Source organism: Burkholderia sp. Bp9142, assembly GCF_003853415.1.
In the GTDB taxonomy this organism is placed as follows: Bacteria; Pseudomonadota; Gammaproteobacteria; order Burkholderiales; family Burkholderiaceae; genus Burkholderia.
The window spans coordinates 38,108-52,919 of the sequence record NZ_QTPP01000011.1 but is presented as its reverse complement, the minus strand read 5'-3'; the positions used below and the strand labels follow the sequence as shown (position 1 = coordinate 52,919).

At 67.9% G+C, this 14,812-nt stretch carries 17 protein-coding genes; 12 read left to right on the top strand and 5 right to left on the bottom strand.

The annotated features are described in order from the left end of the window. The first annotated feature begins 124 nt into the window (after positions 1 to 124). Entirely contained in the window at positions 125 to 493 is a 369-nt protein-coding gene (locus DIE22_RS14680) for a RebB family R body protein (RefSeq protein WP_124500983.1), read from the top strand. A gap of 203 nt (positions 494 to 696) precedes the next feature. Continuing rightward, the gene (locus DIE22_RS14675; protein ID WP_124500982.1) at positions 697 to 1,020 is read left to right on the top strand and encodes a RebB family R body protein; all 324 of its coding nucleotides are present in this window, start codon (positions 697 to 699) and stop codon (positions 1,018 to 1,020) included. Between the two features lie 79 nt (positions 1,021 to 1,099). Here DIE22_RS14675 and DIE22_RS14670 read toward each other — a convergent pair whose 3' ends face one another. Next, positions 1,100 to 1,774, bottom strand: coding sequence for a Crp/Fnr family transcriptional regulator (locus DIE22_RS14670; RefSeq protein ID WP_124605386.1), 675 nt, complete (start codon positions 1,772 to 1,774; stop codon positions 1,100 to 1,102). A gap of 406 nt (positions 1,775 to 2,180) precedes the next feature. Here DIE22_RS14670 and DIE22_RS14665 point away from each other — a divergent pair, with 406 nt between their 5' ends. The 4 genes from DIE22_RS14665 (at position 2,181) to DIE22_RS14650 (ending at position 4,611) form a co-directional block, all read left to right on the top strand. Further along, on the top strand, positions 2,181 to 2,738 hold the full coding sequence (locus tag DIE22_RS14665; protein ID WP_124500980.1) for an RNA polymerase sigma factor: 558 nt from the start codon (positions 2,181 to 2,183) through the stop codon (positions 2,736 to 2,738). A gap of 106 nt (positions 2,739 to 2,844) precedes the next feature. Beyond that, positions 2,845 to 3,150, top strand: a complete 306-nt coding sequence (locus tag DIE22_RS14660) for a RebB family R body protein (protein WP_124501010.1) — start codon at positions 2,845 to 2,847, stop codon at positions 3,148 to 3,150. A gap of 29 nt (positions 3,151 to 3,179) precedes the next feature. Further along, positions 3,180 to 3,791: a hypothetical protein gene (locus tag DIE22_RS14655; protein WP_124500979.1), complete on the top strand. Its 612-nt coding sequence runs from the start codon at positions 3,180 to 3,182 to the stop codon at positions 3,789 to 3,791. Positions 3,792 to 4,164: 373 nt separating this feature from the next. Next, positions 4,165 to 4,611: a hypothetical protein gene (locus DIE22_RS14650; protein WP_124500978.1), complete on the top strand. Its 447-nt coding sequence runs from the start codon at positions 4,165 to 4,167 to the stop codon at positions 4,609 to 4,611. Between the two features lie 282 nt (positions 4,612 to 4,893). Here DIE22_RS14650 and DIE22_RS38750 read toward each other — a convergent pair whose 3' ends face one another. Together DIE22_RS38750 and DIE22_RS14640 are read right to left on the bottom strand one after the other, a co-directional pair. Further along, positions 4,894 to 5,115 carry an alpha/beta fold hydrolase gene (locus DIE22_RS38750; RefSeq protein ID WP_260426676.1) on the bottom strand — a complete coding sequence of 74 codons (222 nt, stop codon included), beginning with the start codon at positions 5,113 to 5,115 and terminating at the stop codon, positions 4,894 to 4,896. Between the two features lie 41 nt (positions 5,116 to 5,156). Next, positions 5,157 to 5,819, bottom strand: a complete 663-nt coding sequence (locus DIE22_RS14640) for a hypothetical protein (RefSeq protein ID WP_124500977.1) — start codon at positions 5,817 to 5,819, stop codon at positions 5,157 to 5,159. Between the two features lie 93 nt (positions 5,820 to 5,912). Here DIE22_RS14640 and DIE22_RS14635 point away from each other — a divergent pair, with 93 nt between their 5' ends. From DIE22_RS14635 to DIE22_RS14615, 5 genes are all read left to right on the top strand, one after another. Further along, a complete protein-coding gene (locus DIE22_RS14635) occupies positions 5,913 to 6,290 on the top strand; it encodes a nuclear transport factor 2 family protein (RefSeq protein WP_124605385.1) in 378 nt (125 codons plus the stop codon). Between the two features lie 331 nt (positions 6,291 to 6,621). Next, entirely contained in the window at positions 6,622 to 8,715 is a 2,094-nt protein-coding gene (locus DIE22_RS14630) for a TonB-dependent siderophore receptor (RefSeq protein WP_124605384.1), read from the top strand. After that, positions 8,712 to 9,509, top strand: a complete 798-nt coding sequence (locus DIE22_RS14625; RefSeq protein WP_260426675.1) for an ABC transporter ATP-binding protein — start codon at positions 8,712 to 8,714, stop codon at positions 9,507 to 9,509. The genes DIE22_RS14630 and DIE22_RS14625 overlap by 4 nt, the downstream gene beginning before the upstream one ends. A 5-nt stretch (positions 9,510 to 9,514) precedes the next feature. Then, positions 9,515 to 10,540: an ABC transporter substrate-binding protein gene (locus tag DIE22_RS14620; protein ID WP_260426674.1), complete on the top strand. Its 1,026-nt coding sequence runs from the start codon at positions 9,515 to 9,517 to the stop codon at positions 10,538 to 10,540. Next, on the top strand, positions 10,537 to 11,577 hold the full coding sequence (locus DIE22_RS14615) for an iron ABC transporter permease (RefSeq protein ID WP_124605383.1): 1,041 nt from the start codon (positions 10,537 to 10,539) through the stop codon (positions 11,575 to 11,577). The genes DIE22_RS14620 and DIE22_RS14615 overlap by 4 nt, the downstream gene beginning before the upstream one ends. Positions 11,578 to 11,617: 40 nt before the next feature. Here DIE22_RS14615 and DIE22_RS14610 read toward each other — a convergent pair whose 3' ends face one another. Together DIE22_RS14610 and DIE22_RS14605 are read right to left on the bottom strand one after the other, a co-directional pair. After that, entirely contained in the window at positions 11,618 to 13,018 is a 1,401-nt protein-coding gene (locus DIE22_RS14610; protein WP_124605382.1) for an ATP-binding protein, read from the bottom strand. Next, entirely contained in the window at positions 13,019 to 13,744 is a 726-nt protein-coding gene (locus DIE22_RS14605; RefSeq protein WP_124605381.1) for a response regulator, read from the bottom strand. Between the two features lie 245 nt (positions 13,745 to 13,989). Between DIE22_RS14605 and DIE22_RS14600 the strand changes: the two genes are divergently transcribed. Next, complete coding sequence (locus DIE22_RS14600; protein ID WP_124605450.1) at positions 13,990 to 14,736, top strand: MipA/OmpV family protein; 747 nt, start codon at positions 13,990 to 13,992, stop codon at positions 14,734 to 14,736. Positions 14,737 to 14,812 lie beyond the last annotated feature (76 nt).

The following is a 14,812-nucleotide window of genomic DNA, read 5'->3' as shown; positions in this document are numbered from 1 at the left end:
GCCGCGGATCCGCAGCACGGCCGCCGGTACCTGAGCAGCGGTGCCGCGCGGCGTTCCGGAGCAACCGACAGAACGGGCCGAGCCGATTCGATGCGGCGCCCGTTCGCAAATCAGGAGAAATACGATGGCAAACGACGCAAATGCGACCGCCGACGATTCGAAGGACCCCTGCGACTGCAAGACCTGCGCGGTCAATGCCGCGATCACGGACGCGGTCACGCAGACCAACGTCAAGGTGGTGGGCGAAGCGCCCGCGATGGCGACGGGCTCGCTGTACCAGGCCCAGAGCCATTCGCTCAGCGTGTTGTTCGAGAACGCCGTGCAGCAGCAGTCGCAGTCCGCGGTGCAGCTGCCGACCTCGACGAACGTGGGGACGATGCAGCTCTACACGCTCGGACCGGCAAGCGCGGGCGCGGCCGCCACGGAAATCGGCTCGAACGGCGTGCTCTCCGTGCTGGCTGACGTGCTCGCGATCGGCAAGGCGCTCGCCTGACGCGTAACCCGGCGTCGGCGCCGGGCGGCGGCCCCGGTCACGGTGGCGGCCGCTCGGCGCCCGATGTCGTGCCGACACCCGCGACGGCGGGCGCCCGCGTCGCATCGCCGGTCGCGCGGCGCGCTTCGCCGACCGACCCACTCATGCTTTCGCCGTGACCGCGCCGACTGCGTCGCGGCGGCGAGCAAAACAGGAGTAACGACATGCCGGAACAGGCCTCCGCCGCGATTGCCGATGCGGTCACGCAAGCCAACGTCAAGGTGGTGGGTGAAGCGCCCTCCGTGGCCCTGGGCACACTCATGCAGTCGAACAGCCATGCGTCCGCGATCCTGCTTCACAACGCGGTGCAGATGCAGGCGAATCAGGCGGCATCCAACCTCGCCGCCACGACCGTCGGCATCATGCAGCTCTATGCCGGCTCGCCGGTGGCGGTGGCCACCGCGGCGCGATCGGCGAACGACAGCTTTGTGTCGCAACTGGCTGCCGTCGCGCAGTTGATGAACGCCATCGGCCACTGGCGCGGCTGACCTTCACCGCGCGCCGCGCAACCCGGCGCGCAACCTCCCGGCGCTGCGGCGCCGCACGACACACGTGCGTGCCGAGGCATCAATTTGCGTCGGCGATGTACCGGAGCCGCTCCGGTTGCTCGATCGTCACGCCGTGTTCGTGAAGCCGGATCAGCCCGTCGCGCTGCATCTTCTGCAGGGTGCCGTTCAGTCGCGGACGGCTGACGTTGAGCATCGCGGCCAGGATGCTCTGACTCTCCGGCAGCGGCACCTCGAGATCGTTCCCTTGCATGCGGTTCAGCAGATGGCGCGCGAGCCTTGCTTCGAGACGGTACAGGCACGCCGACTCGGCGAAGTCGCTGAGCTGATGGATGTGCAGGCACAGTTGCTCGTAGATGCGCTCCATGAAATCCGCGTTGGCCCGCAGCGGTGCGAAGTACTGGCGATGCAGCAGCGAAATGCGGCAGTCGGGGCTCAACTGAGCGGTGAAGCTGCGCCGGTGTGCGCGAAGTAGCGTGCTTTCGCCGATCAGTTCGCCCGGCATCGAGTGGCCGAGAATGATTTCGCGTCCGCCGGGTTCGTGCAGTGTCTTGTAGACGCGGCCACGGTGCACGAAGGCGACGAAATCTTCCGGATCGCCCTTGAAGAACAACATGCGGTTGCCGAGTTCGGGCCAGTGCGTGACATGCCGCTCGATGTGAGCGAGCAGGCTTTCCGGGAGATCCGTGAGTATCGGTATGTTGCGCAGCGTTCGGGCGTTAGCAAGGGCAGGCATGTTTTCGGTGCGAGGTTGTTTGACGATGCGGCCACCTAGCGGAAAACGCTGCCTCTGGCACTGCGTGAAAAAAATAATGAAGAGAGCGAAATAATCGGCGAGCAGTCCAGATGTGACGCCACTTCGACGGCAAGGACGCTCGGTCGACCGATATGGATAGCGGCGTGAGGGCGCGCGAACTCATCGCGGCGGCAGTCGTTCTTTTTTCATGGAAATGCCGTTATTTACGCCCGACGGAGCGCCTGACACGACGGAACGGGCTGCGCCCGGGAGTCAATAATTTCCGTTCATAATAATCAAGAAAATTGACCAAAACGATTATCTTGATAATGGTGTTACGCGGGTAACAGCGTCATTCTCAGGATCAAATCGATTCTGTGCTTTCCATAAAAAAGGAGGGCACGGGATGACAACCTCGAACCAGCATGCTGCCTCGCCGGCAGCGTCACAGGCGCAGCAGCTCGATCACACGTGGCGTGAAATGCAGGGGAAGTTGCGACGGCGGGCGCGCCTCTTGTGCAAGGGTGATATTCACCGTGCTGACGAACTGCTTTCGGATACCGCACTCAAGGTTCACATTTACCTGCAGCGTTCGCCCGAGCGCGTTCGGAACCTGGCCGGCTTTCTCTTTCTGGCGCTGAACCACGCGTTCCTCTCTGGCGCGCGCCACCGTCAGCGCGAAAACGGCATGCTCGAATTCGACTCGAACTGGGACGACGATCACACCGCCGAGCTGGCTGGCCATGCACCGTCGGTGGAGCAGCAGCTACTGCTGCGGCAGCAGTTGCTGCGTCTCGAACAGGCGCTGTCCATGCTTCCGCCGCAGCAGCAGGTGCTATTCACGCTGAAGTTCGAGGAGGACCAGCCCTATCCGCATATCGCGGCGATGCTCGGGATCAACGAACCGCTTGCCAGAAAGCGCGTCGAGCTGCTGCGCAAGAAGTTGCGCGCGGAACTCGCTTGAGCGAGTTCACGAACGCAGGGACGCAGCGTTCCTAACGGCATACGCGGCGTCGATGGCCCGCCCGTTCCTTCAATCGCATGCCGGAGCCGAGATCCGAGGAGGCCTCGTGGCAGACAAAGTCAATGAGCAGGTTACCGACGCGTTGACGCAGACCAATGTCAACGTCGTGGCGGGATCGCCGGCACAGGCGCTGGGCATGCTTTATCAGATGTTCAGCCAGGCCGTCGGCATCTCGGCACAGAACATGACGCAGCAGCAGGCGGCGCTGAACCAGATTTCGAACGCCGTCGTGTCGAAGGCGGTGGCGATGATCCTGTCCGTCGAAGCATCACCGAAGGGCACGTCCGGCGGCGCATCGGGCGGCGTGCCGCATGCCGCGACGGGTGGGCCGCAGACGGGTTCCACGCATTAGGACGCGATGACTCTCGGGATACCTGAACCATGAACATGAAAGGCATGTTGGGCGGGCGCGGCGACGACGCGCCGCAGACGCCGCGCGATGTCGAAGACGCTGCAGCCGAAGCCGCGACGCCGGCCGATGTCGCGCCGGCCGCCGCAGCGCCGAAGGTCGGCGCGCGCGCGTGGCCGGTCAACCGGCTGCGCAGACTCACCGATGCGCTGAAGGCGCCGAACCAGATCGCGGATGCGGCCGGGCGCGGCGGCTCCGCGCTGCAGACCGTGCAGGCGATCAACGCGGAAGCGGCGTCCTACGCGACGACGCAGATCGCCGTCGGTCCGAACATGTTGATCACGCAGGCGGGCGGCATGGTCGCGCAGGCGGCGGCCAACTACTTCGAGGCGTCGACGTCGCTGGCGATCGCGGGCAAGAGCGTGCTGATGAAGGATCTGGCGCAGAAGACCATCGACGAGAACGTGCCCGGGATGGCGATGGATGCGATGGGCCTGCTGTTGACGGACCTGTTCGTCGCGACTGCGGCGATCGTCGCGGGCGCCGCGGAAGCGATCGAAGGGGAGGCCGCGAGCGTCGCGCTCGACAAGATCGACGAGAGCCTGCAGAAGTACCAGGCGCTGCTGGACAAGAAGGGCGCGTAGTGCACGCCCGCGGGCGCCGCGGCGCATCGCCGCTGCACGTCCGGTGGCGACGGAAGTCCTTGGGGACGCGAGGCGAAGGTGAGCGACGTGCGGATTTCCAACTCGCCGATTCTCGGGCACGAGCGGAGAAATAACGGTGCCACCGACAGGTGGGTCCATTGTCGCGTCGATGCCGAACGTCCCGGGCAATCATGCCCGTGAACGCAGGTCGATTGATTTTTGCGTGCACAGCGACAAAGAATCAATCGACACGACCCGCAGGGCCGCCAGGCCTGATGCGGGATGTGTGAGCGGCGGGACCGACGCACGTCCGTTTTCCCGAACACGTCGCGGCCCTGCTACCGGTAGTCCCATCGAGTCATGTGAGGAACTCATGCCCTACATCATTCAGAACGTACAGGGTCCCGCGCCGCTGGCAGTTGGCGAGTGCATCTGGGGAGATGCGACGGAAATCAATTTCGGCGCGATGACGAGCTGCATCGCGCTCGTCGAGCAGACACCGGGCCAGCCTGCGTCAGTGCGCGGGATCCATCTGTCGATCGTCAGCGGCGACGGTACGCCGATCTACGATCCGGCGTCGAACGTGGCCGGACAGGTCGGCACGATCATGCAGCCGAGCGGCAACCTGCGTGCATGCCTCGGGCGCATCGACGTCTGGCAGGCCAGCCAGTCGCAGCAGCTGCGGGATTTCTTTGTCGGACTGATGCAGAGCCTCGATATGACGACCTGGGTGCAGTTGCCGGACGGCAATCTGCGGGTGCGGTTCAACAGTGGCGTGATCCAGTATCAGCAGGGCGCCGGCGCGTGGACCGACGTGTAGCAGGCGCGGTACGGTGAAGCGGCGCCCGCCACGCGAAGGGGCACCGGCTCATACCATTTGCGTGATCGTCGTTGATGCTGCGTAGCGGCTGTTTCCGACCGAGGCTGTGTGGAAACCGTCGGTGCCCCCACTGAGACGGAATGACCCTCGTGCCAGTTCGGCGCGGCCGATTGCAGTGGTCCGTCATGTGACAGGTGCCAGGACTGGGTGCTACGGCAATGCTTGCGTTACGTTTGCGCGAGGCCCACTGGCGCTCTCAGGCGCTCGCGGCGCGTATTGCCCTCATCGTTTTCGCGAATCCCGGTATCGCGAGGACATCGAGCCAGGCTCGGCGAGCAGCGTGAGTAGCACCCGCTCCACTTCCCGCGGACGCTCCAGCATCAACGGATGGCCGCAGGCTCGCAGCACCTTATGGCTCACCCGCGGCAGCGCATCGGCCAGAGCCCGGCCGCCCGCCGCCGGCCTCAGCCCGTCGGCATCGACCGACAGCACGGCGATTAGCACGTTGGGCTTGCCGCGATCGCGCTCGAATCGTGGTGTCTCGCTCAGGCTGGCAGCACGAGTGGCGTGTTGCCGGCCTGCTGGTTCCAGTTGTCGAGCGCCTGCAGATAATCTCCCGCCGGATTCACCTTGAATGCGAGCTTCGCTGGCGCCACGGTGACCACGCCCGGCTCCGACAGATTGAAGCCCCACGCCACGCCGCCCAGATAGGCGCTGTGCTGCACATCCACCGCGATCGTCACGAGCCGGACCTGCACCAGTTCGCCGACGCGCGCTGCCATGTGCCGGGGCGTATCGACGATCCACGCCCGCTGGTAGCCCTTGCCGCGCCTCGAGCCTGCGCCTGACAAGGTCTGGATGCCGTTCTGCTTGATCCAGTCACGCAACTGCGGCGTGATGTTCGGCGTCAGATCGCGGATTGGCCGGGGCACGCCCAGATCATTGGTGCCGTACCAGGGCGACAGACTGTTGGAATCGAGCGACCAGCCGTTCGCCGCGCGTGCCCGTTCGCGCTCGTTGATCCATTGTCCCTGCGGCCGGATCAGTTGGACCAGCCGCACGTTGTCGCTGTCCAGGTCCGCGCGGAACCAGAGTGCCGTATCGACGCCCACGTTGATGCGCCCGCCAACGGGTTCGCCTGGGCTCGAGTTGTAAGGGGCATACACGGCGAACTCGAATTCGCCGCCCGAAGTGTGAATCGTCGTCATCGATTTCTCCTGGATGAATTGAGCCTGCACCGAGTAGGACGTGAGCGCGCCACACGCGTGAATGGCGTTGTTGCATGAATTGGGTGGCACACGATGATCGCGCGCAAGGATCTGGGCGAGCTCGACACGATCGTCCATCCGGACGCCGTGTTCCGCTCGCCGATGGCGTTCAAGCCGTACGGACCGGCGCCCGCGCTGCTGCTGGCGCTGCGCACGGTACTCACGATCCTGGAGAACGTCGAATACCATCGCCAGTTCGCCGCCGACGACGGCACGAGCGTCGTGCTGGAATTCAGCGCGACGCTCGGGGACAAGCGGCTGAAGGGGATCGACATGATCCCCTTCGACGTCGACGGACGGATCGTCGAATTCGAGGTGATGATCCGGCCGTTCAATGCGCTGCAGGCGCTCGGCGCGGAAATGGGCGCGCGGCTGGCCCAGCAGCTTCCGGCGTTCAAGGTCGGCGGGTGAGCGACGGCGGCGCCGAGGTGCCCGCGCGTTGCTACCCGCGATCGGGCCGCGCGCGGAGTGCATCGGGCAGCACCGCCGCCATCCCGCGCGCAACCTGACAAAATCCCGACGACTCAAGTGATATATTGTATCATCTGACGTTTTCGCCGGGGCCAGCCTGATTTGTCGGGCATGGCTGATCGCGGCGAAGCCACGCGAAGATCGATACGAAGTGACGAAAACCAGGAACAGACCGGCGCGGCGCGACCGACGCCATCCGGCATCGGACCGCAACCACGGGGGCTGGCGCGCATGTGCCGCACGAGGGTGCACGACGCTGCTGGGTTGTGCGGTGGCGAGCTCCGGCGCGCTCGCCGCGGAAGCGGTCACGCCGGCGCCTGAGGACCGGCACGCGCTACCGGCGATCAGCGTCACTGCGCCAGCGGCCGAGGCCGACCCGCTCATGCAGCCGCTCGAAACGGGTTCGCGGCTCGGGCTCGCGAGCCTCGACACGCCCGCGAGCGTCGAGACGGTCACGGCCGACATGATCGACGCGCGCGGCGATCGCACGGTGCTCGACGCGGTGACGCGCACCGCGGGTTTCGCGAGCGCGATGGCACCCGGCACGGGCGGCACGGCATTGAGCGTGCGCGGCTTCAGCGGGCAGGAATCGGTGATGACGCTGCTCGACGGCGTGCGGCTCTTGCCGGCGGCCGGCACGATCACGTTTCCGTTCGATACGCGATCGGTCGAGCGCATCGAGGTGCTGCGCGGCCCCGCGTCGGTGCTGTACGGGGAGGGCGCGATCGGCGGCGTCGTCAACGTCGTGCCGAAGCGGCCGCAGCGCACGCGCGAGACGACGCTGCAGGTCGGCGTGGGCGCCGACGGCGCGAAGCGCGTCGCGTTCGATACGACGGGCGCGCTCGGGCCGCAGCTGTCGTACCGCTTCTACGTGAGCGATGCGCGTGCGAACGGCCTCGCGGAACGGGCCGATACGCACACGAGCGCGCTCGGCGGCGCGCTGAGGCTCGACGTGAGCCCGCGCTTCGCGCTGACGCTCGATTACGACTACGGCCGCCAGATGCCGCAGACGTACTACGGCGTGCCCGCACCGAACGGCGTGCTCGATCCGTCGCTGCGCAAGCTGAACTACAACGTCGGCGATGCGTCGATCGCGTACTACGACCATTGGACGCGCCTGTCCGCGCGCTACCGCCCCGCACCGGGCGTGACGATCGACAATCAGCTCTACTACCTGACGTCGAACCGCCACTGGCGCAACGCGGAAGCGTATGCGCTCGATCCCGGCACGGGGCGCGTCACGCGCGGCGACTATCTCGACATCGGTCACCACCAGCGGCAGCTCGGCGACCGGCTGAGCGCGCGGTTCGACGGCACGCTGTTCGGCCGCGCGAACCGTTTCGTCGTCGGCGCCGAGTTCAGCCGCATCACGTTCACCGGCACCAACAATGCGCCGTACGGCGGCAAATCGACGGTTCCCGCGCACGGCTTCGACCCCGGCGTATTCGCGAGCGACGATCCGACGGTGCCGCAGTTCAGCACGCGCGCGAACCAGGTCGCGATGTTCGCGGAGAACCGCCTCGAGGTGCTGCCGCGGCTTGCGTGGGTGAGCGGGCTGCGTTACGACCACATTGCATTCAGCCGCGAGCAGGCGGCCACCGGCGCGGGCTTCGACAAGCGCTTCGCGAACGTCGGCTGGCGCACCGGCTTCGTGTTCGAGATCGCGCCGGCGCTCACCGCGTACGCGCAGTACACGACCGGCGCGGAGGGTGTCGGCTCGCTCGTCACGTTGTCGGCCTCGCAGATCGGCTACCGGCTCGCGACCGGCGAGCAATGGGAAGCGGGCGTCAAGCAGTCGCTGTTCGGCGGCCGCGCATACTGGACGCTCGCCGCGTACGAGATCACGAAGCGGAACCTGTTGAGCACCGATCCGTTCAATCCGGCGCTGCGCCGGCAGGTCGGCCGGCAATCGTCGCGCGGTGTCGAGCTGACGGGCGGCGCACGGCTGCCGTACGGCGTGACGCTCGATGCGAACGTCGCATTGCTGCACGCGCGTTACGACGAATTCGACCAGCAAGTGGGCGCTACCACGGTATCGCGTGCGGGCAACGTGCCGACCGGCGTGCCGCAGCAGACGGCGAACCTGTGGCTCGGCTGGGCGTTCGCCGAGCGCTGGCAGGCGAATGCGGGCGTGCGCTACGTCGGCGCGACGTACGGCGACGATGCGAACCGGCTCAAGGTACCGTCGTATACGGTGTTCGACGCGTCGCTGCGCTGGCAGCCAAGCTCGCGCACCGAGTTGGCACTCTACCTGCGCAACCTCGCGAACCGCACCTATGCGGTGACGACCTCGAACGGCGGCGAGCAATGGCTGCTCGCCCCGTCGCGCGCGGCGGAGCTCGTCGCGACGATGCGCTTCCGATGACGAGCAGCGTGACGCCCGTGATGCACATGCTCGATATCGAGCGCGTGAGCTGGTCGCCCGACGGCGCGCTCGCCGTGCTCGACTCGGTGACGCTCACCGTCGCCGAAGGGGAGTTCGTCGGTCTCGTCGGCCCGAACGGCAGCGGCAAGACGAGCCTGTTGCGCTGCGTGTTCCGTTATGCGCGGCCCGACGCGGGCCGCGTCTCGCTCGATGCGCAGGACGTGTGGCGGATGCGACCGCGCGCGCTCGCGCAGCGCGTTGCGGTGCTGCTGCAGGAGACGCCCGACGACTTCGGGCTGACGGTCGACGAACTGGTCGGCATGGGGCGTACGCCGCACCAGCGCGCATTCGATGCGGAGAGCGCCGACGATCGCCGGATCGTCGAGGCCGCGTTGCGCGATGTCGGTCTCGTCGAGCGCCGCGCGCAACGCTTCGCGTCGCTGTCGGGCGGCGAGAAGCAGCGCGCGCTGCTGGCGCGTGCACTTGCCCAGCAGCCCGAGCTGCTACTGCTCGACGAGCCGACCAACCACCTCGACCTGCGTCACCAGCTCGAACTGCTCGCGCGCGTGCGGCGCCTCGGCATCGCCACGCTCGCGACGATTCACGACCTCAATCTCGCGGCCGCGTACTGCGACCGGCTTCATGTGCTCGCGCACGGGCGCGTCGTCGCGTCCGGCGCGCCGTCCGACGTGCTGACCGATGCGCTGCTGCGCGACGTGTTCGGCGTCGCCGCGCTCGTCGATCGCCATCCGGTCACGGGCCGGCCGCGCATCACGCCGCTTCATCCGGAATGACCGTCATGCCGTTTTCCGCTTCATGCCGCCGATCGTGGCGTTCGTCGCTTTCCCGCCCGTTTCCTCACCTGCTTCGCCGCCGACTGGTCGCCGCCGCCGTGCTCGGCTGCGCGGCGGCGCATGCCGGCGCCTATCCCGTCACCGTGCGCAGTTGCGATCGCGACCTGACGTTCGAGCGCGCACCGACGCGCGCGGTGAGCAACGACGTGAACCTGACCGAGATGATGCTCGTGCTCGGCCTGAAGGACCGCCTCGTCGGCTATACCGGTATCGGCGGCTGGAAGGCCGGCACCGCGCGCGTGCGCGACGCGCTGCGCGGCGTGCCGGAACTGGCCGCGCAGTATCCGTCGCTCGAGGTGCTGGCGGCCGCGCGCGCGGACTTCTATCTCGCCGGCTGGAACTACGGGATGCACGTCGGTGGCGCGGTAACGCCGGCGACGCTCGCACCGTTCGGCATCCGCACGTATGAGCTGACCGAGTCGTGCTCGCACGTGATGAAGCGGCCGCCCGCGTCGTTCGACGACATGTTTCGCGACCTGACCAATCTCGGCCGGATCTTCGGTGTCGACGCGCGCGCCGCGCAGGTCGTCGCCGGCATGCGCGCGCGTCTCGCGGCGGTGGCGCGCGCGATCGGACGTCCCGCGCCGCTGCGCGTGTTCGTCTATGACAGCGGCACCGACAAGCCGATGACCGCGGGCGGGCTCGCGATGCCGAGCGCGCTGCTCGCCGCGGCCGGCGCGCGCAACGTGATGGACGACCTGCCGCGCAGCTGGACGCAGGTCAGCTGGGAAAGCGTGGTCGCGCGCGATCCGCAGGCGATCGTGATCGTCGACTACTCGGCCGTGACGGCCGCGCAGAAGCAGCAGTTCCTGCTGAGCCAGCCGGCGCTCGCACGCGTCGCCGCGATCCGCGACCGGCGCTTCGTCGTGATTCCGTACGACGCGGCGACGCCGGGCCCCGAGAACGTCGCGGCCGTCGAGGCGCTGGCGCGCGCACTGTATCCGGCCGCGTTCGCCGGGCCGTCGCGATGAGCGGGCGGGGCGGGGGGCCGCGGCTTGGCCCGCGCGTGATGCTGCCGTTGCTGACGGCGCTGCTGGCGGTATCGATCGTCGTGTCCGCCGCGTTCGGCCCCGCGCCGATCGCGATGCCGGTCGCGGTGCGGATCGTCGCAGCGCACGTCGCGTCCGCGTTCGGCGCGGCCGCTTCGTTCGCAACCGGCACGGGCGACGACAGCATCGTCTGGCTGATCCGGATGCCGCGCGCGCTGCTCGCCGCGATCGTCGGCGCGACGCTCGCGGCGGTCGGCGTCGCGCTGCAGGCGGCGACCGCGAACCGTCTCGCCGATCCGCACCTGCTCGGCGTGAGCGCGGGCGCGATGCTCGGCGCCGTTGCGGTCACGATGGTGGCCGGCGCCGCATTGGGCCCGTTCACGCTGTCGGCCGCCGCGTTCGCGGGTGCGCTGGCCGCGACCGCGTGTGTCGTCGCGCTCGCGTACCGGCGCGGCCGGCTCGACTCTGACCGGCTGCTGCTCGCCGGCGTGTCCGTGTCGTTCATGATGGCCGCGTTCGGCAACCTGCTGCTGTATCTGGGCGACCAGCGCGCCGCGTCGTCGGTGCTGTTCTGGATGCTCGGCGGCGTCGGGCTCGCGCGCTGGGACCTGCTGCCGGTGCCGGCCATGTGCGCGGTGCTCGCGGGCGGTGCGCTCCATGCGCGGCGGCGCGAGCTGAATGCGCTGATGTCGGGCGACGTCGCGGCCGCCGCGCTCGGCGTGTCGGGCGGCCGGATGCGGCGTGAGGTGTTCGTCGTCGCGTCGTTCGCGACCGGTGCAATGGTCGCGGTGAGCGGCGCGATCGGCTTCATCGGGCTCGTGACGCCGCATCTGTGCCGCCGCGTCGTGGGCGCCGAGCACGGCCGGCTGCTGCCGGTCGCCGCGCTGACGGGCGCGATCCTGCTCGTATGGGCCGACGTCGCCGCACGCACGCTCGCGGCGCCGGAGGATTTGCCGATCGGCATCGTGACCGCGCTGTTCGGCAGCCTGTTCTTCGTCGCGCTGTTGCGCCGGCGCTGAGCGGCCGGCGGTGTGCAGCGGGCGAGCGGGGGGCGGCACATCATGTGTCGTCGCGCGGCCGCGCAACCGCTTGTCGAAGCGATGAAGCCGCGCGGGCGACGCCGCACCGGCCGCGTGCCGCACTTGCCTGCGCGTCGCCCAGGAAGTCCGGCAGGGTTCGCGCCGGCAGCGAAATCACGAAGCGTGCGCCGCCGAGCGGCGAATCCTCGAGCCGCACGTTGCCGCCGTGCACGAGCGCAACGCGCCGCACGATCGCGAGCCCGAGACCGAACCCGCCGGTCTGCCGGTCGCGGCTCGAATCGAGCCGCTGGAACGGTTCGAACACGCGCGCGCGTTCGGCGACCGGAATGCCGGGGCCGTCGTCGTCGACGCTCAGCACCAGTGCGCCGGACGCATCGTGCGTCGCGGACAGCAGGACCGTGCGCGCCGCATAGCGTGCGCCGTTGCGGATCAGGTTCAGCAGCGCGCGTGCGACGAGTTTCGGATCGCACACGTGAGTGGCGGGTGCGCCGGCCGTCGACACGCCGAGCGTGATGCCGCAATCGGCGACGTCGTTCGCGACGTTGCCGGCGACGCTGTCGATCAACGCCTCGACGATGACGTCCATCGGCGCGAGTTCGCTTGCGCCTTGTTCGAGCCGCCCGATCGTCAGCAATTCGGTCACCAGGTCGTCGAGTTCGCGCACGTCGCGCCGCAGTTCGTCGCGGCGTTCGCGTGTCCGACCGCTCTCGTCGGAGTCGGCGAGCAGCGCGAGCCCGAATTCGAGGCGTGCGAGCGGCGTCTTCAGCTCGTGCGAGATCCCGTGCATCATCTCGCGCTGCTGCTTGATCGATGCCTCGATCCGCTCGGCCATGTCGTTGAACTGCTGCGACAGCTCATAGATGTTCGAGCGGCCGGACAGCCTCACGCGCGTCGACAGGTTGCCCGCGCCGAATGCGTGGGCGGCGGCCTGCAGCTTGCGCAGGTCGCGCCAGTGGTACGAGATCCACAGCACGACCGCGAACAGCGCGGCGAGCGCGAGCAGCAAGTAGGCGTAAATCTTGATGTCGAGATCGGCTGCCTCGGTCGGGCGCGCATGCAGAACGGAGCCGTCCGCGAGTGGCATGTAGTAGTCCTTGCCGTCGTAGCTGATCGCGATCCGGCCGGCGTCGAGATCGCGCAGCGGCGTGCCGCTCAATTGCGCGCGGGCATCGGCCATCGTCACGAAGCCGAATCCCTCGTTGCCGTGCTTCGCGAGTTCGCGCAGCGCGAGCATGCGCTGCGCGCCCGGATGGCGTTCCAGATAATCGTTCAGCACGAACGCGTAGGTTGTCAGCGAATCGCGCTGCGCTTGCGCGACGCGATCATAGAAGATCCGGTCGAACGACAACTGAATGAACATGATCGATCCGGCGACGCACAGGATCACGATGAGGTACAGCCTGATCAACGGGCGCAGCATTTATTCGTCCCACGCGGAAGGGCTGAACAGGTAGCCGCGGCCCCAGATCGTCTTGATCTTGTGCGGCTCCGACGACGCATCCTCGAAACGGCGGCGCAGCTTCGAGATGCCGGAATCGACCGAGCGGTCGAGCCCGTCGAACTCGATCCCGCGCAACTGCTTCAGGATGTCGTCGCGGCTCAGCACGGTGCCGGCCGCGCGCGCGAGGATCAGCAGCAGGTTGAATTCGGCGGTCTTCAGGTCGACCGGTTCGCCGCGCCACGTGACGGTGCGGTTCGGCGGCGAGATCGTCAGTTCGCCGAATACCAGCGCGTCGGGCGCGGCGGCGGGTGTTTCGGTCGCGGCCGGTTGTGCGCGGCGCAGCAGCGCGCGGGCGCGCGCCACCAGCACGCGCGGCTCGATCGGCTTCGTCACGTAGTCGTCGGCGCCGGTTTCGAGGCCCGCGACCTGGTCGTAGACGTCCGCGCGCGCGGTGAGAATCAGCACCGGGACGTTGGTGAAGGCGCGAATGCGCCGGCACACTTCCATCCCGTCGAGATTCGGCAGCATCAGGTCGAGTATCACGAGCGCGGGCTGGTGCTCGCGCACCGCCGCGACGGCCAGGTCGCCGCGCCGCACGACCGTTACCGCGAATTCATAGTTGTCGAGGTATTCGCGCACGAGCTGCGCGAGGCGGTCGTCGTCCTCGATCAGCAGCACACGGTATTTGAGCGGGTTGTCGTACATGGTCTCCTCGATACGCGCGTGTCGTCCTGCACCCGGCAGGCGGATGCGCGGCACGGCACGCAAATTCTATCCGGCGTTCCGGCGGCCCGGGCAGCAGGACGACAATCGCGAACAATCGAACACAATTGAGCACAGATTCCCCGCAGATTCCGGACAGTCCCGGCGCATGGCGGCACCTAGACTTCGGGCTCCGTCACTCTTGTCTGAATATCGTGCGCTCAACCGTTCGCCGCTCCCGCTATTGCGTGCCGCTTGCCGGCCTGACCCTTGCCGCCGCCGCCCACGCGGAAAACCAGTATTCGATTTCGCTCGGCGGCGGGTTCGCGCCGCGCTACCAGGGGAGCAACCAGTATCGCGGCGTCGTGGCGCCGGGGTTTTCCGCGAAATTCGGCAACGGCTTCTTCATCGACAGTGCGGAAGGGGCCGGCTACCGGCTGGATCTGCCGCATGGTGCGTTCGTGTCGGCGGCGGTCAGCTACGATCCGGGCCGCGCGGACGAGAACCGCTTCGACCTGCCGGGTTCGGACTACCTGAAGGGGATGGGCCGGATTCCGGGTTCGGTGCTCGTCGGCGTGCGGGCAGGTGTGACGCTGTTCGACGCGGCCGAACTGAGCGTCACGGTCGACACGCCGGTGACGCGTACGTCGCGCGGCGTGTCGGGGCACGTCGATCTCGCGGTGCCGGTGTTCAAGACCGCGCAGCACGAGATCGTCGTGACGGGCAGCGTGCATGCTGGCACCGGTCGCTACGCGCAGACGTTCTACGGCGTGACCGATGCACAGTCGATGACGAGCCGCTTCCGGCCGTATTCGACGCGCGGCGGGATCGACAGCGCGACGATGTCGGTCGCGTGGCACTGGAACCTGTCGCGGCACTGGTCGGTGCTCGCGACGGGTGGCGTGGCGCGGTTGCTTGGGCGCCACGGCGACAGCCCGATCGTCCAGTCTCGCAGCAACTACTACGGGATGGCCGGCGCGACCTACAAATTCTGAATGGGCGCCGGCGCGCGCATGCCGCACGCGATGCGTCGGTGTTGCGCGTTCGCCGCGCATTGCGTGCGGTAACATG